Annotated in this window: 23 protein-coding genes; 1 reads left to right on the forward strand and 22 read right to left on the reverse strand. The window is 57.0% G+C overall.

Going from position 1 to position 26,259, the window contains the following annotated elements:
- Positions 1-9: 9 nt before the first annotated feature.
- From B2310_RS04465 to B2310_RS04485, 5 genes are all read right to left on the reverse strand, one after another.
- On the reverse strand, positions 10-729 hold the full coding sequence (locus B2310_RS04465) for an NUDIX domain-containing protein (protein WP_290728982.1): 720 nt from the start codon (positions 727-729) through the stop codon (positions 10-12).
- Between the two features lies 1 nt (position 730).
- Positions 731-1,828 carry a hypothetical protein gene (locus B2310_RS04470; RefSeq protein WP_290728984.1) on the reverse strand — a complete coding sequence of 366 codons (1,098 nt, stop codon included), beginning with the start codon at positions 1,826-1,828 and terminating at the stop codon, positions 731-733.
- Entirely contained in the window at positions 1,828-2,745 is a 918-nt protein-coding gene (locus B2310_RS04475) for a M23 family metallopeptidase (RefSeq protein WP_173365155.1), read from the reverse strand. The genes B2310_RS04470 and B2310_RS04475 overlap by 1 nt, the downstream gene beginning before the upstream one ends.
- Positions 2,746-2,753: 8 nt before the next feature.
- Complete coding sequence (locus B2310_RS04480) at positions 2,754-3,407, reverse strand: STAS domain-containing protein (RefSeq protein WP_173381309.1); 654 nt, start codon at positions 3,405-3,407, stop codon at positions 2,754-2,756.
- Positions 3,408-3,484: 77 nt separating this feature from the next.
- Positions 3,485-4,747: a hypothetical protein gene (locus B2310_RS04485; protein ID WP_290728987.1), complete on the reverse strand. Its 1,263-nt coding sequence runs from the start codon at positions 4,745-4,747 to the stop codon at positions 3,485-3,487.
- Positions 4,748-4,835: 88 nt separating this feature from the next.
- Between B2310_RS04485 and B2310_RS04490 the strand changes: the two genes are divergently transcribed.
- Entirely contained in the window at positions 4,836-5,768 is a 933-nt protein-coding gene (locus tag B2310_RS04490; protein ID WP_290728989.1) for a tyrosine-type recombinase/integrase, read from the forward strand.
- 61 nt (positions 5,769-5,829) lie between these two features.
- Here B2310_RS04490 and B2310_RS04495 read toward each other — a convergent pair whose 3' ends face one another.
- The 17 genes from B2310_RS04495 to B2310_RS04575 all read right to left on the reverse strand — a co-directional run bounded on the left by B2310_RS04495 (position 5,830) and on the right by B2310_RS04575 (position 26,130).
- Positions 5,830-6,969, reverse strand: a complete 1,140-nt coding sequence (locus B2310_RS04495; RefSeq protein WP_290728991.1) for a hypothetical protein — start codon at positions 6,967-6,969, stop codon at positions 5,830-5,832.
- Positions 6,970-6,977: 8 nt separating this feature from the next.
- Positions 6,978-8,147, reverse strand: a complete 1,170-nt coding sequence (locus tag B2310_RS04500; RefSeq protein ID WP_290728993.1) for a hypothetical protein — start codon at positions 8,145-8,147, stop codon at positions 6,978-6,980.
- A gap of 27 nt (positions 8,148-8,174) precedes the next feature.
- Positions 8,175-9,359 (reverse strand): formate-dependent phosphoribosylglycinamide formyltransferase, encoded by a 1,185-nt coding sequence (gene purT, locus B2310_RS04505; protein ID WP_290728995.1) that lies wholly within the window; start codon positions 9,357-9,359, stop codon positions 8,175-8,177.
- A 36-nt stretch (positions 9,360-9,395) separates the two neighbouring features.
- Positions 9,396-10,490 (reverse strand): fibrobacter succinogenes major paralogous domain-containing protein, encoded by a 1,095-nt coding sequence (locus B2310_RS04510; protein WP_290728997.1) that lies wholly within the window; start codon positions 10,488-10,490, stop codon positions 9,396-9,398.
- A 29-nt stretch (positions 10,491-10,519) separates the two neighbouring features.
- A complete protein-coding gene (locus tag B2310_RS04515; RefSeq protein WP_290723217.1) occupies positions 10,520-12,079 on the reverse strand; it encodes a hypothetical protein in 1,560 nt (519 codons plus the stop codon).
- A gap of 168 nt (positions 12,080-12,247) precedes the next feature.
- A complete protein-coding gene (gene ftsZ, locus B2310_RS04520; protein ID WP_173365141.1) occupies positions 12,248-13,858 on the reverse strand; it encodes a cell division protein FtsZ in 1,611 nt (536 codons plus the stop codon).
- A 39-nt stretch (positions 13,859-13,897) separates the two neighbouring features.
- A complete protein-coding gene (ftsA, locus tag B2310_RS04525; RefSeq protein WP_290728999.1) occupies positions 13,898-15,139 on the reverse strand; it encodes a cell division protein FtsA in 1,242 nt (413 codons plus the stop codon).
- Positions 15,132-15,980 carry a cell division protein FtsQ/DivIB gene (locus B2310_RS04530; protein WP_173365139.1) on the reverse strand — a complete coding sequence of 283 codons (849 nt, stop codon included), beginning with the start codon at positions 15,978-15,980 and terminating at the stop codon, positions 15,132-15,134. The genes ftsA and B2310_RS04530 overlap by 8 nt, the downstream gene beginning before the upstream one ends.
- Positions 15,971-17,353 (reverse strand): UDP-N-acetylmuramate--L-alanine ligase, encoded by a 1,383-nt coding sequence (gene murC, locus B2310_RS04535; RefSeq protein ID WP_173381318.1) that lies wholly within the window; start codon positions 17,351-17,353, stop codon positions 15,971-15,973. Before murC ends, B2310_RS04530 begins: the two co-directional genes overlap by 10 nt.
- Positions 17,353-18,423 carry an undecaprenyldiphospho-muramoylpentapeptide beta-N-acetylglucosaminyltransferase gene (murG, locus tag B2310_RS04540; protein WP_173365137.1) on the reverse strand — a complete coding sequence of 357 codons (1,071 nt, stop codon included), beginning with the start codon at positions 18,421-18,423 and terminating at the stop codon, positions 17,353-17,355. Before murG ends, murC begins: the two co-directional genes overlap by 1 nt.
- Positions 18,420-19,595, reverse strand: coding sequence for a putative lipid II flippase FtsW (gene ftsW, locus B2310_RS04545; protein ID WP_173365136.1), 1,176 nt, complete (start codon positions 19,593-19,595; stop codon positions 18,420-18,422). Before ftsW ends, murG begins: the two co-directional genes overlap by 4 nt.
- A 17-nt stretch (positions 19,596-19,612) precedes the next feature.
- Positions 19,613-21,001 carry a UDP-N-acetylmuramoyl-tripeptide--D-alanyl-D-alanine ligase gene (locus B2310_RS04550; RefSeq protein ID WP_173365135.1) on the reverse strand — a complete coding sequence of 463 codons (1,389 nt, stop codon included), beginning with the start codon at positions 20,999-21,001 and terminating at the stop codon, positions 19,613-19,615.
- Entirely contained in the window at positions 20,995-22,419 is a 1,425-nt protein-coding gene (locus tag B2310_RS04555; RefSeq protein ID WP_290729002.1) for a UDP-N-acetylmuramoyl-L-alanyl-D-glutamate--2,6-diaminopimelate ligase, read from the reverse strand. The genes B2310_RS04550 and B2310_RS04555 overlap by 7 nt, the downstream gene beginning before the upstream one ends.
- On the reverse strand, positions 22,419-24,350 hold the full coding sequence (locus tag B2310_RS04560) for a penicillin-binding transpeptidase domain-containing protein (protein ID WP_290723229.1): 1,932 nt from the start codon (positions 24,348-24,350) through the stop codon (positions 22,419-22,421). Before B2310_RS04560 ends, B2310_RS04555 begins: the two co-directional genes overlap by 1 nt.
- Positions 24,340-24,657: a hypothetical protein gene (locus B2310_RS04565; protein WP_173381322.1), complete on the reverse strand. Its 318-nt coding sequence runs from the start codon at positions 24,655-24,657 to the stop codon at positions 24,340-24,342. The genes B2310_RS04560 and B2310_RS04565 overlap by 11 nt, the downstream gene beginning before the upstream one ends.
- A complete protein-coding gene (rsmH, locus tag B2310_RS04570; RefSeq protein ID WP_290729005.1) occupies positions 24,654-25,667 on the reverse strand; it encodes a 16S rRNA (cytosine(1402)-N(4))-methyltransferase RsmH in 1,014 nt (337 codons plus the stop codon). The genes B2310_RS04565 and rsmH overlap by 4 nt, the downstream gene beginning before the upstream one ends.
- Complete coding sequence (locus tag B2310_RS04575) at positions 25,654-26,130, reverse strand: division/cell wall cluster transcriptional repressor MraZ (RefSeq protein WP_290723235.1); 477 nt, start codon at positions 26,128-26,130, stop codon at positions 25,654-25,656. The genes rsmH and B2310_RS04575 overlap by 14 nt, the downstream gene beginning before the upstream one ends.
- Between the last annotated feature and the right edge of the window lie 129 nt (positions 26,131-26,259).

Below are 26,259 nucleotides of genomic sequence, written 5' to 3' on the forward strand. Positions count from 1 at the left end.
CCCACAACCTCATTTGTGGCTCTGCAGCCAGCGTTCGTACAGGAACAGCGCAATGAGGTTCTTCCCGTCCACGAACTGGCGGGCAGCCTCCTCGTAAGGCAGCACTTCTGTCCGGATCCACTCGATTTCCTCGGTATACTGCTGGTCTTTCCCGTCCATCGCCCTCAGCTGTTCGGGTGTCACGTCACGCTCTATCGCATACAAGCGAATACGTTCGTCCAGGAGTCCACAACTGGCAGCAAAGCCGTCGCTTTTTCCCTGGTACCAGAAATCCATGAGGTCAATGAGTTCCGATTCCTCGGCATCTATCTGCGCTTCTTCCTTGAGTTCGGAGAGGGCCACCTTGCGGTAGTCCCCTGTCCAGTCGAGGATCCCCGCCGGAATTTCGAGCGATGCCTGCTCGCTAATGGCAAAACGCGGTTGCCGCACCAGAAGCAGGTATTTCTTGCCTTCGCAGCGGAGCACCACCAAGATTCCAACCGCGTTGCCGCGGACCAGCACAATCCCGTGCACCGGGCGCCCATCCGGAAGCGTCGCAGTCGCAGTCAGCTTTATAAAGAGCGGCTGGCGTCCTTTCCGCAAGAAATCGACCGAAGAAAAGTGGACCTTGGTCACGACAAATTTCTTTTGTGACGCTTCCAGCCATTCCCTGTAGATGCGGGATTCCAGGACCACCGGGCGGTCCGCTTCGGCAATTTCAGGAGAGAACGAATATTCTATTTCTTGCATGTTACTTTATCTTGCGGGCCTCGGATTTCCACAGGCCATAAAGTGAATCGGCATCGAGAGAATCGGGAAACACGCGGTTGCGTCCGATATCATAAATGAAGACATCGCGAAGCGCAGACGGGCCGCACGCCGTTTCGGATTCATCGGGAACCATGATTTCGCGGGCAAAGTTCACTTTTCGCCCCACGGAGAATGCGTCAAACGCAAAAGAGTTCATCGATGCGCAATCGGGAATTTCTTCGACATAATAGAGGCTCGTATGCCATAGGGTGTCGGTCCGTTCCTGCACATCGCCTATCGAACTGGAATCGTCCACCCAGCGGTTATTCGAGCAATAGGTCGAATCTCCCAGCGCACACGACTTGCGGATGGGAACCAGGGCCGTATCGGACATGTTCCACACCGTCGGGAAAATCGTATCCGCCACGACCGAGCCGCACTTGTCGACAATCAGGCCACATTCGGATTTTATCGGCCGCCAGTAAAAGACACGCGGAGTGAGGCTATCGACAACCTTCAGAATCGAAGGCGAGCCCTTGGTACGCAGCGGCAAGGCCGACACAGAATCAAAAAGGGAATCCACATAGATGGCGAAGGTGTCCCGTTCGAAGCGTCCACGACGCAGGAGGATTGTATCGAGTTCGCGCCCTTCATCGTTGCGGATGCGGAGTACGGATGCGCCGGAGACGTCGTCGGCATCCAGCAGAAGCTTGACGGTCGTATCGGGATGAAGGAACGGGGACGGGCAATCCTCCCCATCGGATTTGATAATTATCTTCGGAGAAATCACCAAGGAGCCGCCGTCGTTCGAAGCATCGAGCTCAATGCGCTTGAGAGCGCAGTTGGAATAACTCCAGAGGCTATCGAGATTGATAAAAAGCGTATCAGAGACGAGGTGGATGAACGCCCCAGAATCCAAGGTGGCCTTGCGGAAAAAACCCGTCCCTACAAAGCTATCGTCTTCCGCAGAAACGGGAATCGGTCCATCGTCGCCCTGCGTGCAGGCAGCCCAAAAAAATGGAGCAGCGGCAAAGGCGACAGAAGCCGCCGCAATCTTAAAAAGCCGATCGAAAAAACGCCTGCACATTCCCGGACCCATCAAAAATCTATATCTTTTACGAATCTAGCAATTTCGGTCTTCTCCAAGGGATGCGCTTCGGAATAGAAATCCTTCCAGCGCACGAAAAGGCCGTTGCGACGGACCGAAAGGAAAAACGTCGAGCTGTCCCTAGGCGCAAGCCTCCCGACCGTAGTTGCGACATCGACGGAATCTCCGACCTTGAGCGAATCAGAAACTTTCGACGGATACAGCCCGGACATCTTTGAGACAACGTTGTTCCCATGGTCAAGTTCGATGAAGTTGCCCATGGAATCCTTCCCCGCGGCAAGCACAATGCCAGGCAAAATTGGATGCACCGGCGCTTCGCCAATCCCGAGGAGAGCATCCATCGCCAGAAGCGATTCCTGGCCCTCGAAGTCAAAGTCTTCCGTAATCGGAAGCGCAGACCAATCCAGCGGCTGCTTGGGGCAAAGCCCCGGGAACCGGCATCCGTCATCCATGTTCACCCAATAAAACGAGGAATCCGCCCCGAGAACATGGAGGTAGGTAGACACCACAGAATCTTCCACCTGGACAAGAGTCGCCTCCGAGAAATTATCACGGGGAGCCACCCAGTGCAAGCGCGGACGCGAAGACCTGGTCGTCTGCGAAAGGTAGCGCAAAAAACTGTTGGGCAGGTAGAATATGGAATCGGAGAGCACCCAGGAGCACTGGCCAAGACCGTTCTTGAGTTCGAAAGCCCTGCCATGCAATTCCTTGCACCGCGAATCCCAGGTCACCTCTGCCGTTTCGGAATTCCCGGGTAGCGGGAGGAGGTTCACCACCTTCTCGGCAATTCCCAGCTTGATGAAGAGGAACAGGAGGATGCCAAACAAGAGCAGCCGTACAACGGGGATGTTACGGCGGCGTGACTTGTACTTTTTCTTGCAGTGATGCTCCGAGAAGCCTTCCGACATCGGTCAAATCACATCAGGAAGTAGGCGACGGCGCCACCGAGCACCAGGAGTATCAGAATGATGAAGAAGACCGTCTTGCCCGACGAAGATTCTTCCTCGAACGGCATGTTCATGCCCTTGGCGGCTAGTTTCTTCTCGTCCTTGACGACCGCGTTGAAACTCTTGGTAAAGCGACGGTTGTGACCAGTGCGGCGTTCTGCACGGGGCTGTTCGGCATCCAAGGCCGAATGGACATTCTGGGACGCGACCGGCGCGACTTCCGGTTCCGGAACCGGCGATGCAGGAGGAAGCGGTTCTGCCGGGCCATGGCTATGCAGCGAGAAAGACATCATCTCCGCTTCGGCCGCGAACACCTTGAGCGAGCGGTCGAGGCCAGCCTTCTTGAGGCCGTCCGCTATCGTCGCGCTGTTGCTCAGGAGAGCGAGCATGCCCCCCTTTCCCGAAAGTTCACCCTGGAACTGGACAAACGCATTATAGGCATCGCTATAGACAAAATCGAGACCCGTCAGGTCAACGGCGACAAACTTGTCGTCGGGGTTGTCATCGATCAGCTTCCGGGCATCCTTCTTGAACTGCTCCGCATCGAACGCCCCGATAGGGTTCAGGGGTGCAGACAACAAGTCAAAAATGCCGACTTCGCGATAGTTCTTTAATTCCGTCATACGATTGAAATATAGACTAATTTTTTCGTAATGTGACGGATATCGCCAATAAAATGCAAAAAAAGTTAATTTTCGCCCTATTCTTCCCAGTAGGTTCCGCCGGCGGGACGCTCTTCGAGCACCTCTTCCGACGCATCCTCGACCACCGGAGCCGCCGGGGCGGCCTCAGACTGGGCCTGTTCTGCAGCAGGAGCCTCCGGGGCCGATTCCTCGGGATGGGGTTCCTCTTCTAGCAGGGAGCCCTTGTATTTGGACGGGCCGCGATCGCGTTTCGGTTCCGGACGGGGAGCGCGGGCGAACAGGTAAGGGCTCACGCTGATGCTCACGCGGTGAACAGGCGAAAACACCGGGTGCGATTCGAAGGCGTAGTCAACCTTCAGGAACTTCGCAATGACAAGTCCGGCACCCGCAGTAAAGCTTTTGAAGGTGGTGAAGCTCGAAAGCCCCGCACGGACGCTGAGCCCGAAATCGAAGGCGAACTCGATGCCGCCCCGGCCGCCCGAAAGCCAGTCGAGCGGGCTTTCCCAGATGGGGCCCCCCACTTCCTCGTCGGTTTCAAAATCTAGCGCTCGGGCTTCGTGATGGAAGAGCCCGGCCCCCTGCCAGTAGAAATTCAACTTGCCGTAAAGGTAGGCCACCGGCAAGCTGTAGCTTACCGCCAGATAGACTTCGGGAGCAGAATACTCGAACTCCCCCGATTCCCATGTTGTCGCAGAAGAAGTCCAGCCCTTCAACATCGCCGACACGAAAAGGCTGTCGACAGCCCGGAAGCGGAGTCCGGCATCGCCCCGGAAGCCAAAGCCCGTCTGGTCCATATCGCGATACAGTAGGTGGAAGCCCACGCCCAAGTCCAGCCGATCGGTGAGGCGTCGGCCCCACGAAACAGAAAACACCCAGTCGGCAATCGAAAGCGTCTTGTAGTCGCTACCTTCGGGGAGCGGTTCGCCCTCGCGGATATAGGGAATGTCATCTGCAGCGAATCGCGAAAAGGACACGCCAATGCCCTGGCCCTCGGACAGCGGAATCGCCGCTGATGCAAAATCGAACTTGGTATCTTCGTAGTATTCCGTATGCGAGAAAGACGCCCAGGCGTAGTTCACGTTTGCGAGCTGGTACGGGTTGGCCGTGAGCCCCAGGTAATCCCCGTCAACAGCCATCGTCGCAGAACCAAGGGCTGCAGAACGGGCTCCCGGTTCCATGTCAAGCGTCGCATTCGCCCCCACCACGCGGTCGGCAGCAGAGGACACACCCGCAAGCAGCAGGGTCGCAGCCAAAGCGACCACCGCCCATCGGCGGCAGTCCACAAGCGTCGGTGTGTCAAGTTTGCACGCGAAATTCATACCTTACCCTCTAAAATAGATTTTTCGCAAGGGCGTGACCAACAAGGAGCCCCTTTATTATGGTCTTTTGTTTGTTAAATTATGCGGCATGAACCTTCCGGAACACATCGAGCAATTCTTGCAGTATATTGCGGAGCGGCGACGTTTTTCACCCCGCACAGTAGATACCTACAAGAAGTCGCTCACGAAGTTCCTCGAACACCTGGGCTGCACGCCCATACCCGCGGGCAAAGCGGGCGTCGAGAATGCGCCCGCGCTTTCGGCATTTTCCGAGATGAATGTAAAGGGCTTCGTGTGGGACCTGAAGATGAAGCAGAAACTGGCGCCCACTAGCATCTGCGAGCACCTCGCCGCATTAAAAAGCTTCGGCAAGTACCTGGTGCGTTCGAAAGTGCTGGAAACAAATCCCGCCGAAGTAGTCCCGATGCCAAAGCGGCCCAAGCGGCTCGTGAACGTGCTCGGGCAAAAAGACCTCGCGCCCGAAAGATTCCCGGAGCTGCCGGACCCTCCGACGCTACAGCAGGTACGCGCCCGCATCCTGCTCGAACTCATCTACGGCTCGGGCCTGCGTATCTCGGAATGCCAGAACCTCACGTGGGACCGCATCGACGTTAACGCGAAACTCGTGCGCGTGCTCGGCAAGGGCAACAAGGAACGCATCGTGCCGCTCACCGAAAGTTTCATCGACCGCATCGCGAACTTCAAGCAGATGGAAGCTGAAGCGGGCCACCTCCCCACCGCAACGGGATATGTATTCCTCAGCGAAGACGGCAAGCCGTTCGGGCTGCGCACGCTCCGGAACGACATCCACGACCTGCTGCGCGACATCGGCTGGGAGGGCAAGGCATCCCCGCACGTACTGCGCCATAGTTTTGCCACGCACCTGCTCGAAAACGGCGCAGAAATCATGAGCGTGAAGGAGATGCTCGGGCACTCGAACATCTCGACAACGCAGGTCTACACGCATGTAAATGCAGAACGCCTGCGTGCCGCCTTCAAGAAGACGCACCCGCGCGCATAGTACCCGCGAGCATAACGCTCATAAAAAAAATCCCGCAGGCAAATTCCCGCGGGCTTATTTTTTAGAAGAAACTTCCCTTTATGCCGACAGCGATGGTCCACTGCTGCAGAATGTCGCCCCAGTCGGGCGCATTCCATTCGCGCATCGGGGATTCATCGTATTCATCGCTCGGGTCAGCCGCATTCGCCTTGTCGTGTATGGGCACGGAGAGTGCGAGGAACACCGGGAAGTCCGCATTCGAGAACTCGATACCATAGGCAAGCGCCACAGACCACGCCTGATGATCGGGGTCGGGACGCGGGTCATACGTGCCCGCCTTCTCGGAACTAATCCATGCAACGCCCAGCGGTACAGACAAGTTAACACCCAGGCTCTGCACGATTCCTGCACGCCCGCGGTAACCGTAAGCCACCGATGCGCCCACAGAAGGCGGAGTGAAGGCACCGAGGTCGTTTTCGCCATAGGGCTTGAAGCGGTACTCGAAGCGGTCGCCATCGTGCTCGATGTTTTTCCAGTAGCTGTCGTTGAACTCGTTCTCGCCCGAAATCAGATGCATCGCGAACGGGTACGTGAACGTAAGCCCGTAAAGCCAGATTCCCTTGTCGGTATCGCGGCTGTAGTCCCAGCCGAGCGTGAGCGAATACAGGCCCGAGCCCTTCTGGAAACTTGCAGGCAAGATTTCTTCGGAAGCATCCGTACCGCGCTTGATATCGTACTGGCCGGTAGGAATCGTGAGCGATGCAGAAAGCGATGCCGCTCCCCCGCTACCAATCGTCTTGCTAAAGTCAAACGAGATATCGCCAAGCCCGCCGGTACTGCGGTCGGTCGGAGCCTGGTTACTGCGGTACTGGACTTCGCCCTGGTGCGAGACGAGCGGGACAGAAACGCCGAGTTTTGTAGACCACGTGGGCTTTATCGAAAAATGCGGGGTGAGCGTAAGGCCCGAGAAATTCTGGCCGACGCTGTACTTGGTAAACACTTCCGTTTCGAGGTAGCCGCCCGAAACGCCCTGACCGATCCACTTGATGCCATCGCTCGCACCTCCACCGGAACCGCCGGCACCGCACCCGCCAATGGATTCCCAGGGGGTAGCGGGTTCGACCGGAGCGTTGTATGCCGCAAGGAACGCGCAGATAGCGACAGCCGCGAGAGATGCGACCGCACCGAACTTCTTGCCAGACTTCAATAAGGATTTATTCATCATCTACCTCACGGAAGTTCCAGCAAATAGCCGTAGTTTGTACCGGTGGCAAGGAACCTGCCATCGGGAGAGCGCCCGCCAATCATGGGAATGGAGGCGATTTCACGAACATCTCCGACCCACTCTACCGCAAGGTCGCTCGGGGCACCCGCATTCAGGCGAACTTCGCGCATCACCGTGCGACCCACGGAACCGTCCTGCACGGATTCCTGCGTGAGGTCGTTCTTGTTGAGCATCTGCGAGCCCTGCGGGAATTCCGTCCACATCACAAAAAGTCTGCCGTTATAGGCAAACCAGTGCGGTTGTGCGGGTTCCGAAAGCGAGTTCTGCCCGCGTTCGATTTTCACCGGCGAAGAGTTTGCGGAAAGTTCCTGGATGTAGGCTTCCCACGTCGTCGGATTCTCGAGCACGTTATAGACGATGAAGTTACCGTCGGGCGAAATCATCGGGGCATCAATGCTCCAGCCGGACTTGCCGGAAGGCCTTGCAAGCGTCTTTGCCTTATCGAGCCCGCCATTCGCAAAATCAACAAACACAATCTTGTCTTCGTCGTTCACGTAAGTCAGGCGCACCTTGTCGGTGCCAAAGAAGCCTTCCACCGTGGAATCCGCGGCATCCTCGTCAACGGAGGCATCCGGCGAAACCCACAGGTGCGGGGACGCCGTCTCGATAATATCCTTGTCGTAGAACCAGAACCTCTTGCTATCCGACATGCGCACGGCGAAAATTCCGTAGTCAAGATTCTCGCAGGCCTTCTTCCCGTCCAGATCGTAGGCGCGGAGCGCAACGGCGTAGTCGGCGTGCGTACTCCATTCCGGGTCCTGGAACTGGCATTCGCCCGCGGCCGTATCGCGCATCATGTACCAGAGCACCTTGCCCGAGGTATCGGAAATAGTCAGGCGGTCATGCTGGATTACCCCGCTTGTCGTAAAGCCAGAATCCGGCGGAGTCACCTTGAGCGTACCGCCAAAGTTCAGCCAGAGCATCGCAGCCGGATAGTTTACCGTATCCTGGGATACGGAGGGGTTACAAATCTGCTTCTGCGTGTTCACCGGGAAGACCGTCCCGATATCGGACTTGCCACTGGACGCGGACTCGACCGATTCGGCCTCGAAAGGTTCCGGCGAGTAGCACGCGACAAGCAGTACGGGCAGGAGTAATCCAAATAACTTTTTCATCAAAACTCTTTCCCCACCCCCAAAAATTTACAGCGAGACCTTCACCTTCTCGCGCATGGCCATGACCTGCGCCTTGGCCTCTTCCACCGTGTCGCGGCGGGCAAGCAACACGCCCAGGCGGCGGTGGCCCTTGAGTTCGGGCTTGCCGAACAGGCGGAGCGCAGTGTCAGGTTCTGCAAGCACTTCTTCGAGGCCGCCGAACTTCACGTGGTCGGAATTGCCGTCCACCACGATAGCCTTCGAAGCACTCGGGCCGTGGAAAGCGATGTTCGGGATAGGCAGGCCCAAGATAGCGCGGGCGTGCAGCGCAAATTCAGACAAATCCTGCGAAATCAAAGTCACCATGCCCGTATCGTGCGGGCGCGGAGAAACTTCGCTGAAGAGCACCTGGTCCTTGCACACGAACAGTTCCACACCAAAGATGCCGCGGCCACCGAGGGCATCGGTAATCTTTTTTGCGATGTCCTTCGCCTGTTCCAGGAGTTCGGGTTTCATCGGCTGGGGCTGCCAGGATTCCTGGTAGTCGCCGCCCACCTGATGGTGACCCACCGGTTCAAGGAAGCTGGTTCCGCCCACATGGCGAACCGTAAGCAATGTAATCTCGTAATCGAACGGCACGAAACCTTCCACAATCACGCGGCTGGCATGTCCGGTGCGGCCCTCGTGCTGGGAAATGTCCCACGACTTCTGGATGTCGGCCTCCGTCTTGATGACGCTCTGACCGTGGCCCGAAGAACTCATCACCGGCTTCACCACGCAGGGGATACCGATTTCCTTGACAGCCTTCTGGAATTCCTCGAAACTGTCGGCAAAGCGGTACGGGCTCGTCTTGAGGCCCAGTTCCTCAGCGGCAAGGCGGCGGATGCCCTCGCGGTTCATCGTGAGCTTGGTAGCCTTCGCGGTCGGGATGACGTTGAAGCCTTCCTTCTCAAGTTCCACGAGCGTGTCGGTCGCAATCGCCTCGACTTCCGGGACGATGTAGTCGGGCTTCTCCAGTTCAATCACGCGGCGGAGTTCGGCACCGTCGAGCATGTTGATGACGTGGCTACGGTGGGCCACCTGCATGCCGGGCGCATTGGCATAACGGTCCACGGCGATAACCTCGACGCCGAGACGCATCATCTCGATGATAACTTCTTTGCCGAGTTCGCCGGCTCCGCAAAACAGCACCTTCGTGGCGCTAGAACTTAGAGGTGTACCGATTTCTGCCATAAAAAACTCCTTGGTTTAGGAATAATATAAATATAGTTAGTCCTTGATGCAACGGACTGATAAACTGAAGTTCTCGTCAGCGAAGCTGAGGGTCGCACCGATCGCATTCAAGTACCAGTAGTCAGCGGAATGGTTATCATACTCAGTAAACTCAGCGGCACTCCAGAAGCGGGCGTACCCGCCGACATCGTAGAAAGCGCTACGCATGTAGCCGCCGGCAGGAAGCGCGGTGAACCCGTACGCATCGGTTGCATCAGGCCAATTGTCAAAGCCCTTCGCCTGCATGGCATTCGACGATTTGCCCATCACGCTATACAGCGTTCTCCATTCCGTAGAATCCGGGATATGCCAACCTTCCGGGCAAATACCACGCGCAGGAGTCTTTATGGTACATTCTACATCATAGCCACAGCCCTTGGCATTATCCGAAAATACAGCTGCACTGTCCATGGCATCGGCCCAGGTATAATAACGGCCGTACTTGGCGCAGTATTTAGCGGAGTCATTGTAGCAACGGCTGCCATCTGTTTCAAAGTTGAGGTTTTCCGCCATCCATGTCTGGGTCCCGATGGTCACCTTCTTGTATATCTGCTTGTCACGAGCATCTATGAAAAAGTTCTCGGCCCCTTCGATGCTCTTGCCGTCTTGACCATCTTTACCATCGTTGCCGTCTTCGCCCTTGTCGCCTTGTTCTCCTTTTTCGCCGTTCAGCACAACGCCGACGGAATCTCCGCCACAGATGACCTTGAAACCGCTGCTATCGGGCAAGGACTCCATTGTGCAAGAAGTACCAGCTTCACCAGTGTCGCCTTTGACTCCTTGGTCGCCCTTATCGCCTTTCGCACCATCTTCGCCGTCTTTACCGTCACGGCCATCCTTACCGTCGGCGCCGTCCTTACCGTTGAACGAAGTCCATTCGCGGTTGATGCAGGCGTACGACGCAGCAGAATCCAGCGCATAAACCATCGTGCCTTCGTTTTCCGTGGTGCACTCGGGCAACTTCTCGCCCTCTTCGACAATCTTCATGCCGGTCTCGTGGACTTCGGTCACTTCGGTGACTTCATCGCCGCAGGCTACAAGGAGCGTGGCTGTTAACGCCACAATTCGGGTTAAAGAGTGTTTCAGGGACATGGGTGCTCCTTTGAAGGGGTTAGCTTCTTTTAGAACTTCGTATCGACCGGGTTGAAGGTGAACTTCACGCCGGAACGCAGCCAGCCGTCGTAACCGTCGTCGCCCTTCACGTGCGCGAGATTTTCGTACTTGCGGAAACCGCCTCCCACATAAAAGCCGAACCAGCCGTTCACCTTCATCCTGTAGAGCGCATCTACCAGGTACTGGGCTTCTTCCACGCCGGAGGGAGAATTCTCGCCGCCGGCGAGGGCCACGTTGTAGTCGGTGTACATTTCCTTGTCGCCCTGGCGCAGCCATGCGAGCGTAAGCACGAGCGAGTGCTTGCCGTACTGCCAGCCGAAATCGAACCACAGGTCGAGAGCGTCGGCGCCACGGCGGTAGCCTATCGGGTAATCCACAAAGTAGGCGTCGGCGTAATCGGGGTCGTCCTGTTCGCGGTAGTTGCTGCGGTAGTTGCGGCGGCTCGTGTACTTGAGGAGCGGGAGCCTGCTGTTGCCAGCCACGGGGTCGGTGCGTACCACGTCGAGCCTCCAGCTGAACTTGCCGTAGAGCGCGGTCGAAAGTTCGTGATAGTAGCCCACAAGGTAGTTGATTACGGAGCGGCTCGTGCCCTTGTCATCGTCCTCACCCACCGGGCTGTTGATGTCTTCCATGTTTATCTGGCTGTAGAACTTCGCGCCGTTGCTCGTCTTGTAGCCGAGTTCCACGGAGGTCGCTGCCGACGTGTAGCCGGTCGCGTAGTTGTCGTGCCAGTAGATGAACGGGCTCATGGAGCGGAACTCGGGAGCCTTGCCGCCAATCATGCTCTGTTCGGCGATGTAAATCCAGAACTTTTCGGTCTCGATGCCGAACTTGTGGAACATGAAGGTCTTGATGTTGTCGTCGTACGTGCGGTTGCGCTGGTTTGCCACCTGGTTGTCGCGCTCGGTGCATTTTTGCGCGTAGGCCTCGGTACCCACGGGCGGGCAGCCGGTCGAATGGTCAATCACGTCGCCGTAGAGCCAAGCGTTAAGCGAGCTGAACAGGAAGTCATAGCGGAACATGCCGGCAGCGAATTTCCAGCGCAGGCCGTCGTGGTAGGGTGCGCCGCCCACCAAGATGTCGTTCTTCGAGACCATTAGGTCGTCAAGAGCGAACCGGCCGAACTGCACATAGCCCGCGGAGTTCTCCCACACGGCGTAGGCGTTGTTCGGAACATTTATGTCGAGTTCGCTCGGGTCATAAGTGAAATTCTTGTGAAGTTCGTCCTGATACCAGGCCTCGAGATCGCGCCGGAGCGGGGCTTCCAGAAGCACGTGGAAACTCTTGTAGCCCGCGCGGAAACTGAGGGTGAAGAACGGGTCGAGGTGTTCCTCGTAACTGCGGGCGGTTTCGAGCGGAATCTGCAGGCCGCGCCAGTTGCCCCCGAACCAGTCGGCGGTATCTACCGCGAAGGTGGGGTCGGTGGGGCCGCCGTTGAACCCGAAGTCGAAATCGGTGCCTATCTGGAAATAGCCGCGTTCGCCCGACTGCGGGGGCGCCGGGTATGCATGGCCCGAAACGGCAAACGCGAGCGCACAGAGAGCGAAGATGTGGGCACCGGACCTCATGAACGCTAAAATAGCAAAGATTCCCGAACAGGGACATTCAAAACACGAAAAAGGACTACCCAGGCAGGGAGACCCAGGTAGTCCCTTGTGTGTTGTGGGGATGTGCGTGGAATACGCACACCCTGTGTGTGTGTTATTCTTCTTTCTAGAAGTTCTTCAGAGACATCATTAGAAGATGTCGCTCAGGGCGTTTCCGCGGAGGAAGGCGGGCACGTCGTAGTCAACACCGTTGCTCTTGAGGGAACCGGCTTCGTACTGCGTGGACTTTGCCGCGGGGGCAGCCGCGAGGGCCTGCTGGCGGATAAAAGTCGGAGTGCCGAGGTTGGCCGGTTCTTCGCGCATGGCGCTCACAGAAGCAGTCTCATGGACTCCGTTCATATCGTCCACATCCGCGACGGCAGAGAATTCCTGCGTTTCGGGAAGGGAGGCGTTGGGAGTCCCGAGAATGGATTCTTCGGCAGCGGGAGCCGTAGCCGAGAATTCAGGAGCAGCATAGCCCTGAGCGGGCTGCTGCACGGCACCCTGCTGTGTGAACGTCGCCTGCGGAGCGGCAGGAGCGACGGCCGGCATGGCAACCGTGTTGTGCGCAAGGGCAACGAAATTCAGGCTGGTCGGACGCGGAGTCGGCTGCACCGGCTGCGGCGCGACGGGAGCCTGCTGGACCGGGGCCTGCGAGAAGCCTGCAGGGCTACCGATGGTGTTCACCAGGTCGCTCGGGCGGGGTGTCGGAGCCACGTAGGGCTGCTGAGCCACCTGGGCAGAAGCGGACTGCTGAATGCCGGTGTTGCCGCAGCCTGTCGCGATAATCGTGATGCAAACCTTGTCGCCGAGTTCCGGGAGGAGGATATCGCCGATGATGATATTCGGGTCACCCATGTCGCCTACGGCCTCGTAGATATGTTCCATGGCCTCGCTGTATTCGATCATGGAGAAACTTTCGCCGTGGGAAACATTCACCAGCACGCCGGTAGCGCCTTCCACGTTCACGTCTTCGAGAAGCGGAGAAGAGAGGGCCATGTCAACAGCCTTGATGCCGCGGTTTTCGCCTTCGGCAATGCCCGTGCCCATGAGGGCGGAGCCGCCGTTGGTCATCACGGTCTTCACGTCGGCAAAGTCAACGTGGATAAGGCCATGGCGGAACATGATGTCGCAAATGCTGCGGACGGCGTTACCGAGAATGTCGTCAGTCAGCTTGAACGCGCCTTCGAGGGTCATGTTCTTGTCGGTATTCTCGACCACGTTCATGAGCTTCTTGTTGTCAACCACAATCATGGTGTCAACCGTGTCCCTCAGGTTCTTGATGCCCTTTTCCGCATTCCTGGAGCGGACGGGGCCTTCGTGCCTGAAAGGCTTGGTGACTACGGCTATGGTAAGGATACCGAGTTCACGAGCAGCAGCGCCAATCACCGGGGCTGCACCCGTTCCGGTTCCACCGCCCATGCCGGCAGTGACGAAGATGAGGTCGGCCCCCTTCATGGCCTCCTTCAGTTCCTCGACGCTTTCTTCGGCAGCCTTGCGGCCCACGTCCGGCTTTGCGCCGGCGCCGAGAGTCTTGGTGGTCTTCTGGCCAATGGCGATCTTGTGATCGGCAAGGCTCAGTTCCAAGGCCATGGCATCGGTATTCACGGCGTAGTATTCCACGCCCTGAATGTTCATGCCGACCATGCGGTTCACGGTGTTGCCGCCGGCACCGCCGACGCCGAACACCTTCACCTTCGCGTTGTTGAGGGTGGATTCATCCATTTCGATATGGGATGTCCCGTTCATGTATTCACTCATAGTTTTTCTCCCTGGGATTGAGTGGTTGTTTTTTGTTGTTTAAAAGTATGTCTGGACCAAATCCTTGATCCACTGAAGACCTTTCTTGACGGATACCGTAATCTGCTTACCCGTCTCGTTCCTTCTGTTCTCGCGCTGCTTGCGGGCGGCGTAATGCAGGAGCCCGATGCCTGTCGCGTAGGATGGCTTGCGGAACGCTTCCTGGATTCCGCTGAAGAACTTGGGAAGCCCGATGCGCACCGGCTTGTGGAACACCTTCTCTGCAATCTCGTCGATTCCTTCGAGAGCGCAGCAGCCGCCCGTCAGCACGATTCCGCCGTTGATGAGGCCGTCGATTTTGTGCTTCTGGAGGTCATCGCTCAGCATCTTGAAAATCTCGGCGACACGGGCCGTGATCACGCGCGCAAGGAGCTTGCGGGAGCACTGCACGTCACCGCGGTCGCCCACGCCCGGGACCGGGAAAGTTTCGTCCTCGATGAGGTTGTTGATTTTGCAGGTGCCGTATTTTTTCTTGATTTCTTCGGCCTTCGAAAGCGAAATGGGAACCTGGAGGCACTTGCTGATATCGCTCGTGATACTGTTCCCAGCAAGGTCAAGGGAAACCGTATAGCGAACGGACTCGCCCACGAACACGGCCACGTCGGCAGAACCGGCGCCAATGTCAATCAGGGCGACTCCCAGTTCCTTTTCATCCTCGGTGAGCACGGCATAGGCGGCAGCAAGGGGTTCCAGCACAAATTCCACCGTGTGGAGACCGGCGCTCTTTACGCACTTGTCCAGGTTCTGGATGGCGTTCGGGCGCGAGGTAACCACCTGGACTTCGACGCCGAGGCGGCGGCCGTTGAGGCCCTTCGGGTTGCGGATGCCCGGCTGGTCGTCGAGCGTGTATTCGCCCGGGAACACGTGGATAATCTGCCCGGCCGATTCGGGAATTGTGCTCGCCTGGTCCTTGACCGTTTCGATATCCTGGCTGCGGACTTCTCCGGTCGGAAGCGTAATGAGTCCCCTGTAGTTGAACGAGGAGACATGCTTTCCGGCGATACCCACGTACACGTCGTGGACATCCACGCCGACCGTCGACTCGATGGACTGGGCCGCATTCTTGAGCGTCTCGACCACGTGATCGAACTCGTCCGCATTGGTAAGCGGGAAGTCCCCGCATTCCAACACGCGCACGGAAGCTCCGTCCACCATGCCGACGAACAGGTTAATTTTCGAGGCTCCGATATCCAGACCGAATATCAGGTCCTCTTTCCTCATTTCATTCCTTGCTTCATCCATTGACACACCTCTTGTCAAAATTCCTTACATAAGCAAAACCGGCATAACGCATGTCCAATTCACCGGCACAACGCAAATCCTTCGGAAATCCCGCCTTGACCATCTCGTACAGGGCGAAGAGATCGCTGTTCCAACCCGACTGCGGAAACAGCACATGAAACTCGACATCGCGGAAGAACACCTCGAAGGCCTTGTCTTCCGAATCCCAGCCCACCTGGGAAATCTGGCCGAAAAGCTTGGAATCGATCTTGCGCATTTCGGAGAGAAACTTGCATATGCGCTTGATTTCGTCCATGGAACCGGGTTCCACTATCGGAAGCCTGAGCGCAGTCGACATCGATAGCGGCATGGGCACTCCGCGTTCGGAATAGACAGTCGCCTTGCCCCCTTCGAAGAACGAAGCCACGGGATCCGCCTCCTGCAAACGGATTGTCACGGAGGAGGGGAACTTCTTCTCCACTTCCGCCGAACGGATGAGCGGCATCTGCATCAGCATTTTTTCTACCGAATCAGGTTCGAGTTCCGACATGAGCATTCCCGGTTCCACCTGCGCATTCTGGATAACGTCTTCCCACGAGAGCATGCGATTCCCCTCGATATCGATATACTGCAAATGGCGCAGTTCGAGCGGGTTGAATCGCTGCACGTAGAATCGGTTCGTCCAGAGAGCGACACCGGCGACAACCAGCAGGATTGCAACAATCCAGCCACGGCGCACGAACCAACGAGCGGCGCCCTTGAAGCCGCGCTTCAGCTTTTGAACGCGGGCCTCCTTGCGCTTGCTCTCGTTGTAGCCGATGCGACGGCCGAGGAATGTCGTCCTGGATTCGGTCAAATGCATTCCTCCAAAATACGGTCACCCAACTTGTAGATGCTTCCGGCGCCCATCAGCACCACCACGTCGCCTGCCTTGAGTTCCTCCTTCAGGATCGGAAGCAGGTTCATCTGGTCGCCCACGAAACGGGCATTGCGGTGGCCGCGGTCGCTCGCGCTGTTTGCGACAAGCGCGCCTGTCACGCCTTCGATGGGGCGTTCACGCGCCGGATAGATATCCGTCACCAAAAGCACATCGCAGTTCGCGAAAGCCATACCGAAAGCTTCGTGCTGGTCGCGGGTGCGACTGAAAAGGTGCGGCTGGAACGCAACGACAATCCTCTTGTCCGGGAAAGCCTCGCGGAAGCCAAGCAGCGTCGCGGTCGCTTCAGTCGGGTGGTGCGCGTAGTCGTTAAACACCATCACGCCGTTCTTCTCGCCCATGAATTCGAAGCGGCGCGTCACGCCCTGGAACGCGGCACACGCCTTGCGGGCCACATCGGCAGAAATGCCTTCCTCGATAGCAAGCGCCACGGCGGCGGTCGCATTGAGCACGTTGTGGCGGCCCGGAATCTGGAGGCGGAATTCGCCCAGGTTTTCGCCGTCGTTCAATATTTCAAATACGGGATACCCCTTCTCGAAGCGAAGGTTGTCCACGCGATACTTGGCCTGTCGAGTAAAGCCATATGTTATCACCGGCTTCCTGACGCGCGAGAGAATCGCCTGCACGTTCGGGTCGTCGAGGCAGAGGATTGCCTGGCCGTAGAACGGAATCTTGTTCACGAACTGCACGAACGCATCCTTGATATCCTCAATATTCTCGTAAGTATCCAGGTGGTCGGCATCGATATTTGTCACGATGGCCGAAGACGGCATCATCGAAAGGAAACTGCGGTCGAACTCGTCGCTTTCGGCAATCAGGTAGTCGCCCTTGCCCACCTTGGCACCCGAGCCCTTGCCCTTCACCACGCCACCCACGATAATCGTCGGGTCGAGACCGGCTTCTTCCCAGATTTCACCGACGATGGAGGTTGTCGTCGTCTTCCCGTGCGTCCCGCAAATCGAGAGCGTATACTTCATGCGCATGAGTTCGCCGAGCATTTCGGCGCGGCGAATGACGGGGATGCGGCGGTTGTGCGCTTCCACGAGTTCGGGATTATCGTGCGGAACGGCGGACGAATACACGACCAGGTCGGCATTTTCCACGTTCTTCGCTTCGTGCTTCGGCGCAATCTTGATGCCAAGACCCTTGAGGTAGTCGATGACGGGGCTTTCACCCGTATCGGAACCCGACACTTCAAATCCATTCGCATGCAGCACCTCGGCAATGCCGGACATCCCGGCGCCACCGATGCCCACAAAGTGGAGACGACGAACACGTTTACAATCATTGATCTGCATTACGCTTCTTCCTTTTCCAAGATGGCCTTCGCGATCTGGTCGGCGGCATCGGGCATTCCCAGCCCCTTCGCGGCAGCGGCCATAGCATTCAAACGGGTTTCATTCGCCAGAAGCTGCTCCACCTTTTCCCACAGGTGGTTCTCTTCGGCATCGAGCTCGACGAGGCATGCCCCCGCCTTTTCGACCACGCGGGCGTTGTGTTCCTGGTGGTTCGCAGTCGCATGCGGGAACGGGAGCAGAATCGACGGCTTTCCGAACGCGAGGATCTCGGCCAGGGCGGAAGCCCCGGCACGGCTGATTATCAGGTCGGCATGCTTCATGTAGGCGTAGATTCCGTCGAGGAACCCGCGGATGGCGACATTCGGCACATTGCCGACACGTTCCGAGATGGCTTCGACATTCTTCACGCCCACCTGCCACACGACAGACACGTCGTCGCGGGCGGCAATCGTCTTGATGCTTTCTTCAATCTTGTTGTTGATACCGGCTGCGCCCTGCGAACCGCCCACAATAAACACGGCCTTCTTGCCTGGGGCAAACTCGGCCGGACGAGCAAGCGAATCGCCATCGGGCAGCTTGCGCACGGGGTTTCCAAAGACCATGCACTTTTCTGCGGGGAAGAACTTCGCCGCATCATCGGAGGTCACAAACACAGTCTTCGCATAGCGAGACCCGACCTTGTTCGCGACACCGGCAACGGCATTCTGTTCCTGCAGGTAGACGGGGATTCCGAGACGGCCTGCCGCCATCACAATCGGGAGCGACACGTAGCCGCCCGTCGCCACGACCACATCGGGATTCACTTTCTTCACGACGCTCTTCGCACGCACCAGCGACTTCGAAAGCTTGAACGGAAGAGCCAAATTCTTGAGGAACGGACCGCGGTGGAGCGGTTCCGCCGTGATATATTCATAAGGCCAGTTAGCAGCCACAAGGCGCTCTTCCATGGAGTCCTTGCGACCTGCGAACGTGATGTCCGTATACCCCTTCTTCTTGAGGCTTTCGGCAATCGCAACTGCCGGGAAAATGTGGCCACCGGTGCCACCGCACACAAACAGGAACTTTTTCATGATTCAGCCCTCGTTATATCAAAACCGCCGAACGTATAGACGTTCGTTTTCTCGCCGCCCACATAGGGCTCGTCTATTCTCTTTCCCGTCCCGGACTTGGAAATATTCAACAGGACTCCTATGAACAGGCCGGAAACAATCAGGTTCGTCCCGCCAAAGCTGAGGAACGGAAGCGGCTGGCCCGTTGTCGGGATGAGCCCCGTACTCACGCACACGTGGACGATAAAGTTCAGGAACAGGGATGTCGTCAGCGCCACCGCCATATACTTTCCGAAGCGGGTCGAAGAATTCCTCGCAATCTCGAATCCCTGGTAGAAGAGCACTCCAAAAACGAACAGCACGCAGAACGTCCCGATAAATCCAAATTCCTCGCCTATGACCGAATACACCACGTCCTTGTGTGCCTCCGGAAGGTATCCGAGTTTCTGGATGCCCATGCCAACTCCTGTTCCAAAAAAACCGCCATTGCCGAGGGCTTCCAGGGAACGTTCCGCCTGGTAGGCACTGTCCTGGTGCATCGACGGATCCAGGAACGCGGCAATGCGCTTCGAAGAATGGCTTTTCACCAGAAGCATGATTACACCCATAAGAAGCCCGCCCCCCAGCGCCGGCAGCAAGTGCTTGAAGTTCACGCCGGCAACAAGAAGCATGGCCACGACAATGCTTGCGAACATGATCAGCATCGAGAAATTGGGCTGCAAAATCAGGAGGATTGCCGCAATCGCAAAAGGAATTCCGGGCTGGATTAAGCTGCACTTCAAGCTCTTTATTTCGGAGCCCGCCTCCGAAAGCTTGACCGCCACCATCACGATTAGCCCGAACTTCAGCACCTCGGAAGGCTGCAGCTGGAAGAATCCAAAATCCACCCAGCGTTTGGCACCAAGATGCGCCTTCCCGAAAATGAGGCAGTATACCGTCAGGGCGCAGCCCCCCGCAAAGATGACGCGCGAGAATTTTTTCCAGACCGAATAATCGATTTTTGCAGCAAAGAGCATGACAAGCAGCGTTACCAGCACCATCATGCAATGCTTCTTCAGGTAGTATTCCGGGGCAAGTCCCATCCTGAGCGCATGCTGGGTACAGGCCGTATAAACGACAACGATGCCAAAGCTCATCAACAAGAGTGTTGACAGCAGAAGCAGCTTGTTTACGCCTGTAGTCTGGTTGCTCATCTTAACTTCTCGATACCTTACGCCTTAGAAACCGGAGCCTGCTTGAGCAGGGCATCCACCACCTGTTCCATATGCATTCCGCGGCTGCCCTTCACGAGGAGCACGTCGCCTTCGCAGACCACTTCGCCCAAAAACTCAATCACGTCCTGCACAGAATCGAAATGGAAAGCCTGCTCCAGGCCGCCTTCCTTGGCGCCTTTCACATATTCCTTCGCATCCTCGCCCACAGCGAGCAGCAGGTCGAAATTCATCTCGGGAACGAGCTTTCCGATTTCGCGGTGCATTTCGCGACTCGCCTTTCCGAGTTCCAGCATGTCGCCGAGGACTGCGATACGGCAGCCGCGCACGTTCATGTTGCCGATGGTCTGAAGCGCCATGCGGGTAGAAGAGGGGTTCGCGTTGTAGCAGTCCGAAACAATCTTAAATCCGTTGCCCTTGCGGAATTCCATGCGCATGTTTGTCGCATGGAAAGCCTTGAGCGCCTTCGCGATATCGGCCTTCGGCACGCGGAAAGCCTCGCCCACGGCAATCGCCGCAAGCGCATTGTAGAGGTTGTGCGTCCCCGGCACGCTCAGTTCGAAATGCGTGCGGCCGACATAGAAATCGGCACAGGCGTTCTCGTTCCAGGTGAGCCTTTCGGGCTTCACGATTCCGCGATGCACGCCGAACGTGACGACCTTCATGTTCTTTGTCGAACGCACCTTGCAGAGGCGCGGGTCATCGGCATTCACGATCAAGGTGCCGTTCGTCTTGAGGCCATCCTTGATGGTAATTTTTTCGCGGAACACGCCGTCCAAATCGCCAAGGCGTTCCAGATGCGAAGCGCCAATGTTCGTAATCACGGCGACATCGGGTTCTGCGGCCAGCGAAAGCGGGCGGATTTCATCGGGACCGCTCGTGCCCATCTCGACGACAGCAGCCTCATGGCTGTGCTTCAGCTGGAACAGCGTCATCGGCACGCCAATATGGTTGTTGAAGTTGCCCTGCGTCGCATGGGTCTTGTATTTCATGGAGAGCACGGCCTTCGTCATCTCCTTGGTGGTCGTCTTGCCGTTGCTTCCGGTAATGGCGACCTTCTTCACCTTGAAGAGCCTCTGGTAGCCCTTGGCGAGCTTGAGCAGCGCCTTGGTGGTATCTTCCACCGGGGCATACATCTTGATGGAATTGCTTTCTACGGATTCCTGGTTCACAACGCTCATCAGCGCACCATCCTTTTCCATTTGAGAGACAAACTTGTGCGCATCGAAACGCGCTCCCTTTATAGGCCAGAACACCACGCCCTTGGCCTTCTCGCGTGAATCCATGCAGAGATTCACTTTCCGCTTCAAGACGCTGGCCGGAACACCCACGGCGGATGTTTCCAGGATTTCCAGCATTTCGCGGACTGTCAAATCAAGCTTTAACATTCTTCCATCGCCTTCACCGCTTCTTCGCGGTCGTCAAAATGATGCTTCGTCTTGCCGACGATCTGGTAATCTTCGTGGCCCTTGCCCGCAATTACGAGCCAATCGCCATCCTTCAGCGCGGCACATGCCTTGCGGATGGCTTCCGCACGGTCCGCCACGACCTCAAACTTGTCCGTACTCATTCCCGCGCGCACATCCTCGATAATCGCGAGCGGGTCTTCCGTGCGCGGGTTGTCGGAAGTGAGCCAAGCCTTGTCGGCAATCGTTTCCGCGATGTGACCCATGATGGGGCGCTTGGTGCGGTCACGGTCACCTCCGCAGCCGAATACCGTAGAGAGCGTCCCGCGGCAGAGTTTGCGCGCCGTCGTAAGCACGCGTTCCAGGGCGTCGGGCGTATGCGCATAGTCGACCACGACATGCTTTCCGTCCTTGTTCCATACCTTCTCGAAACGGCCCGGCACGCGGACGCTCGCAAGCGCAGCACGCATCGAGAGTTCCGGGATTCCGACCGCATTCGCCCAGGCGAGCACAAGCAACACGTTATCCACGTTAAAGTCGCCACAGAGGGGCGTCTCGAATTTTTCCTTCGCAACGGCAGGCAGGCTGAACACGAGGCCGTTCTCGGTATTCTGCACGTCGCCTTCCGGCTTCATGGAGGCCTTCGCATTCCCGAGCCTCGAAACCGCGACGGCATTTTTCCCGAGCGTCTTCAGTTCATCAAAAAGTCTCTCGCCGTGCGCATCGTCGATGTTCACCACGGCAACGCCATCATCGGCAAGGTATTTCGTAAAGAGGAGTTTCTTGGCCTCGAAATAGGCATCCATCGTCTTGTGGTAATCGAGATGGTCTTGCGTGAGGTTGCTGAAGAGCCCGCTCCTGAAGCGAATTCCGGCCACGCGCCCCTGGTGCAGCGAATGGCTCGACGTTTCCATGACGAGGTCGGTGCATCCGGCAGCAACAGCCTTCGAGGCGAACGCGAACAAATCCAAAAGGCCCGGAGTCGTGAGCGTCGCGGGAACGGACGATTCGCCAATCTTGTTCTTGATGGTGCCGAGGAGAGCCGTTTTCCGGCCTGCCGATTCAAGCATCGCATTCATGAGGAAGGCGCTGGTCGTCTTGCCGTTCGTACCTGTCACCGCATGGCAGCGGAGCTTCGCGAACGGATCCTTGTAAAATACACGGGCCGCTTCCAGGCGAGCTTCCTTCACGTCCGAGACCTGGATCCACTTGGAGGCAAGCCCTGCAGGGGCAGCCTGTTCGCTCACCACGGCAACGGCACCCGAAGCAAGGGCGCTGCGCGCAAATTCTTCATAGCCATCCGCGGGCATGGAGAAGAACAGGTCCTGCGCCTTCACGCGGCGGGAATCGTCGCAAAGTCCCTTGACAGACAAATTCTGCATCAAAGCTTCCGAAATCATCAACCTCTCTCCTTAAGCTTCAGCTTGCAAATTGTACCCTTGCGTAGTTCTTCCTCCGGCATCGGGGACTGCGCCACGACATGGCCCTTGCCCTCGTATTCCACGTTCACGCGGATGTTGCCCATAATTTCCATGGCGTCGCGCAGCGAAAGCCCCTTCAAGTCAGGCATCTTCGATGCGGCCATCTCGCCAAGGACAAGCGTCACGCCCGCCGTATCGGATGTGTTCTGGCGCTGGGAAATAACGCGGGAACCCACGCCGTCAAAAGCCACCTTGCAGTTCCTGTCGCTTGCAACCTTTTTCGCGCCATCGAGCGGCATTCCCATAAAATCGACATCGCAGGGAGTATCGCGTTTCACCTGCGCCAGGTTATACGAAATCGGCGAAAGTTGCGGATGGAAGTAGATCCCTTCCATAATCCGACGGAAAATAGGGCCCGCCGTGACGCCACCCGTATGTCCGCGGTCCTTGTCCATATTCGGGTCATCGACCAAGACCATGCACACGTAGCGAACATCCTCGATCGGAGCAAGGCCAATAAGCGAAGCAACCTGGCGATTCTTGTCGTACTTGCGCGTCACGTGGTTATACTTTTCGGCCGTACCCGTCTTGCCACCAAAAATCACATTCGGAATCTTCTTGCTCATCGCCTGCTTTGCCGTTCCCTTCTTGTCATACACCACGCGCTGGAGCATCTTGCGGATAGAGGCCGCAGTCTTCTCCGAAATCACGCGGCGAACGGCCGTCGGCTTTTTCTTGTCGACCACGTTGCCCTGCCAATCGCGCCATTCCTTCACAATCATCGGTTCCATGAGAACACCGCCGTTCGCGATTGCCGCATACGCCATCGCCATCTGTATCGGGGTCACCATCACGGCATGCCCGTAGCCCATCGTCATGAGCGTACGCGCATCGCGTTCCAGTTCGAAGGGCTTCAACAGGCGTCCGCTTTCCTCGCCCTGGAAATATTCCGAAGTCTGGATGCCAATACCGAAGCTGCGCGCCATGCGATAGAACCTGTCGGCGCCAACCGCATCCGCGACCCTCGCAAAGTACACGTTCGAGGACTGTGCCATGGCCTCGGGCATATCCACCTCCCCGATGACATGGGAATCGCAAATCGGCTTCTCGTTCTTGAACTTCGGATTGCCTTCCCACCATTCCCAGCAGCGCCCGCCATTGCTCGGGTAAACCTTGTCCGGCGAAACAATGCCGTCTTCGAGGGCGGCGGCAGCCGTAATCACCTTGAAGGTAGAGCCCGGCTCGTAGGGAAGCGAAACGATGTCATTCTTGGCCATGCGCCCCACGCCCTGCGTTCTGGAATTCGGGTCAAACGTCGGATAACTCGCCATCGCGAGGATTTCTCCCGTAACGGGCTCGATGACCACCGCGCTTGCACTTGCCGCCTGGAACTCCTCGACGCCATCCTTCAGCGCCTTCTCGACAATTTCCTGCATGTTGCGGTCGATGGTGAGGACCAGGTTCAGTCCCGGTTCCGCCTTCGCCACTTCCTCGGAGCGGCTGTAAATTTCGCGCTTCTGGACATCGCGCACGCCCACGCGTATCCCTTCGATTCCGCTCAAAGTGGTGTCGAACACCTTCTCCATGCCCATGTTGCCGCGGCCGTTGAAATCGAGTTTCCCGACAATCTGGCTCGCCAGATGCCCTTGCAAGAATATGCGGCTATAGTCATCGACACCCTTCGTGGTATCGCGATAGTTGTCGGCAAACACAATACCGTTCCTGTCCATGATGCGTCCGCGACCCGCATACACGTTGCGCGTACTCGTCACGCGATCCTTCGTCTTGGTCTGGTAGACTTCGCTGTTGAGCACCTGGATGTTGAAAGTCTGCCACATCAGCACGCCGACGAGGCTCATCACGACCCACTTGAGGAAGGCCAGCGGTTCCAATTTTACCCTATTGTACACCGGGACCTCCCGCATCCATCACCTTCACGGGGACTCCATTGAGCCCAAGCCCCACCGAGTCGGCAAAACTGCACAGGTATTCGAGCGACGAATACTGATTTATTTTTAGGTCCAGCATCAAAATGTCGCGCTTCAAAAAAACGATCTCGTTCGAAAGCGCATAGGACTTCGAATAGAGCGCATTCACCCTGTTCTGAAGGTACAAGGGAGTCACGAGGCCGATGACAATCAGCACGAACACAACCGCAACGATCAGGAAGGTCGCCCTGTTCGTCTTCGGTACCGGCAATTTATCCGTAGCGCTCATACCCGTTCGTACACCCTCAGTTTCGCAGAGCGAGCCCTGCTGTTCCTTGCAATCTCTTCACTTGTCGGCAAAATCGGCTTGCGGTTCACCTTGCGCAGGCGCTGGTGATTGCCGCCGCACGTGCACACCGGCTGGCGTTCGGGGCAAATGCAGGCCCTCTCGAACTTCGCGGCGGTTTCCTTCACGCAGCGGTCCTCCACCGAATGGTAGCTCATCACCACCAGGCGACCACCCACCTTGAGGCAGTCCACCGCGGCGCTCAGGCTATCTTCAATCTCCTTGAGTTCGCCATTCACTTCCATGCGTATAGCCTGGAAAACGCGTGCCAAAAGGCCGTTCACTTCGCGCTTCTTGTCGGGGAATACCGATTCCACCACGGCCTTCACGTCGGAAGGGAGAATATCGCGGTTCCCGGCCTTCACCGTGCCCGCCATTTCTACAAGGCGGGTTGCAAGCTTGAACGCACGGTCCATATCCGCATTCTTGCGGAGGGCCGCGGCAAGCGTTTCTGCATCGACATTCTTGAGCCATTCCTGCGCAGAGGTTCCTTCACGGCGGTCCATGCGGAGATCGAGCGGATTATCGCCCACAAAGGTGAACCCGCGCTTGGAATCGTCAACCTGGTGGCTGCTGATTCCCAAATCGTAAAGAATGCCGTCGAGAGTATTCGGTGCAATCTCGTTCTTCAGTTCACCGAAGCGCACCGGATGCACAACGAACTTGCACTTTACACCCGCAAGGCGCTTGGTCGCAAACGCAACGGCTTCCTCGTCACGGTCAAACGCGTGGAGCGTTCCGCCTTCGTTTAATTTGTTCGCAATCGCGTAGGAATGTCCGCCACCGCCGAGCGTGCAGTCGCCATAGGTACCATCAGGCCTGATGTTCAGCCCATCAAGGCATTCGGCAAGCATCACGGGGTCGTGATAGAACACGCCATCGGTAGCGCCGGCAAGAGCCGCAGAATATTCGTTTGTCTGTAAATTAGTTTGTCTGAGGTCAGCGTTTGTCATCAAGACCCTCCGACGAACCGATCAAGTAGAACATCTCATCGAACGCGTTCTGAGCTTCAACAGAATCCATGTTGCGCTCCTTCTCGAATCGTTCGGGGTTCCACAATTCCAGAGACCGTCCGCGACCGGGAGTGTAAACCACTTCGGTCGTAAGACCCGCATAATCCAAGAACTTCTTGGGAATGAGAATGCGGTTCTGGCCATCCATTTCAACTGGGCTGGCATCGAGCTGTTTCCGGAATACATCGGCTCGACGGCGATCTTTGAACGCGTCGAGTTCGGCCATGAACTTCACGTACTCGGGCAACATGTACAACCGGAGGGTGTGGTTCGGGTCGCGAGCGATCACGAACTCAGTCCCTTCGGTAGGCCACAGCTGGCGACGGAGTTCCCTGGGGAAGGAAGACCTTCCCTTTCCGTCTATCGCCGTCTTGGCGTTACCTATGAAATACGGTAAATTCATTTAATTCCTTGACACACTTTGCCACAACACTTATAACACATGGTAAAATTAAACATTTTCTACCACTACGGCAATAAAATTTTGGAATATCGCCCCCAGAAACCGGAAAACTTACAGAAAGCATACCTC

The organism is Fibrobacter sp. UBA3629 (assembly GCF_002374005.1).
Taxonomy (GTDB): Bacteria; Fibrobacterota; Fibrobacteria; order Fibrobacterales; family Fibrobacteraceae; genus Fibrobacter.

Bases quoted from the DNA above. Each gene is read 5' to 3' on its own strand.
- B2310_RS04510 (WP_290728997.1), bottom strand. From the start codon at position 10,490: ATGTCCCTGAAACACTCTTTAACCCGAATTGTGGCGTTAACAGCCACG.
- B2310_RS04465 (WP_290728982.1), bottom strand. From the start codon at position 729: ATGCAAGAAATAGAATATTCGTTCTCTCCTGAAATTGCCGAAGCGGAC.
- B2310_RS04495 (WP_290728991.1), bottom strand. From the start codon at position 6,969: ATGAATAAATCCTTATTGAAGTCTGGCAAGAAGTTCGGTGCGGTCGCA.
- B2310_RS04485 (WP_290728987.1), bottom strand. From the start codon at position 4,747: ATGAATTTCGCGTGCAAACTTGACACACCGACGCTTGTGGACTGCCGC.
- ftsA (WP_290728999.1), bottom strand. From the start codon at position 15,139: ATGGATGAAGCAAGGAATGAAATGAGGAAAGAGGACCTGATATTCGGT.
- B2310_RS04480 (WP_173381309.1), bottom strand. From the start codon at position 3,407: ATGACGGAATTAAAGAACTATCGCGAAGTCGGCATTTTTGACTTGTTG.
- B2310_RS04565 (WP_173381322.1), bottom strand. From the start codon at position 24,657: ATGAGCGCTACGGATAAATTGCCGGTACCGAAGACGAACAGGGCGACC.
- B2310_RS04530 (WP_173365139.1), bottom strand. From the start codon at position 15,980: ATGCATTTGACCGAATCCAGGACGACATTCCTCGGCCGTCGCATCGGC.
- B2310_RS04490 (WP_290728989.1), top strand. From the start codon at position 4,836: ATGAACCTTCCGGAACACATCGAGCAATTCTTGCAGTATATTGCGGAG.
- B2310_RS04550 (WP_173365135.1), bottom strand. From the start codon at position 21,001: ATGTTAAAGCTTGATTTGACAGTCCGCGAAATGCTGGAAATCCTGGAA.
- rsmH (WP_290729005.1), bottom strand. From the start codon at position 25,667: ATGACAAACGCTGACCTCAGACAAACTAATTTACAGACAAACGAATAT.
- ftsZ (WP_173365141.1), bottom strand. From the start codon at position 13,858: ATGAGTGAATACATGAACGGGACATCCCATATCGAAATGGATGAATCC.
- B2310_RS04515 (WP_290723217.1), bottom strand. From the start codon at position 12,079: ATGAGGTCCGGTGCCCACATCTTCGCTCTCTGTGCGCTCGCGTTTGCC.
- purT (WP_290728995.1), bottom strand. From the start codon at position 9,359: ATGGCAGAAATCGGTACACCTCTAAGTTCTAGCGCCACGAAGGTGCTG.
- B2310_RS04470 (WP_290728984.1), bottom strand. From the start codon at position 1,828: ATGGGTCCGGGAATGTGCAGGCGTTTTTTCGATCGGCTTTTTAAGATT.
- B2310_RS04575 (WP_290723235.1), bottom strand. From the start codon at position 26,130: ATGAATTTACCGTATTTCATAGGTAACGCCAAGACGGCGATAGACGGA.
- B2310_RS04500 (WP_290728993.1), bottom strand. From the start codon at position 8,147: ATGAAAAAGTTATTTGGATTACTCCTGCCCGTACTGCTTGTCGCGTGC.
- B2310_RS04555 (WP_290729002.1), bottom strand. From the start codon at position 22,419: ATGATTTCGGAAGCTTTGATGCAGAATTTGTCTGTCAAGGGACTTTGC.
- ftsW (WP_173365136.1), bottom strand. From the start codon at position 19,595: ATGAGCAACCAGACTACAGGCGTAAACAAGCTGCTTCTGCTGTCAACA.
- B2310_RS04475 (WP_173365155.1), bottom strand. From the start codon at position 2,745: ATGTCGGAAGGCTTCTCGGAGCATCACTGCAAGAAAAAGTACAAGTCA.
- murC (WP_173381318.1), bottom strand. From the start codon at position 17,353: ATGCAGATCAATGATTGTAAACGTGTTCGTCGTCTCCACTTTGTGGGC.
- murG (WP_173365137.1), bottom strand. From the start codon at position 18,423: ATGAAAAAGTTCCTGTTTGTGTGCGGTGGCACCGGTGGCCACATTTTC.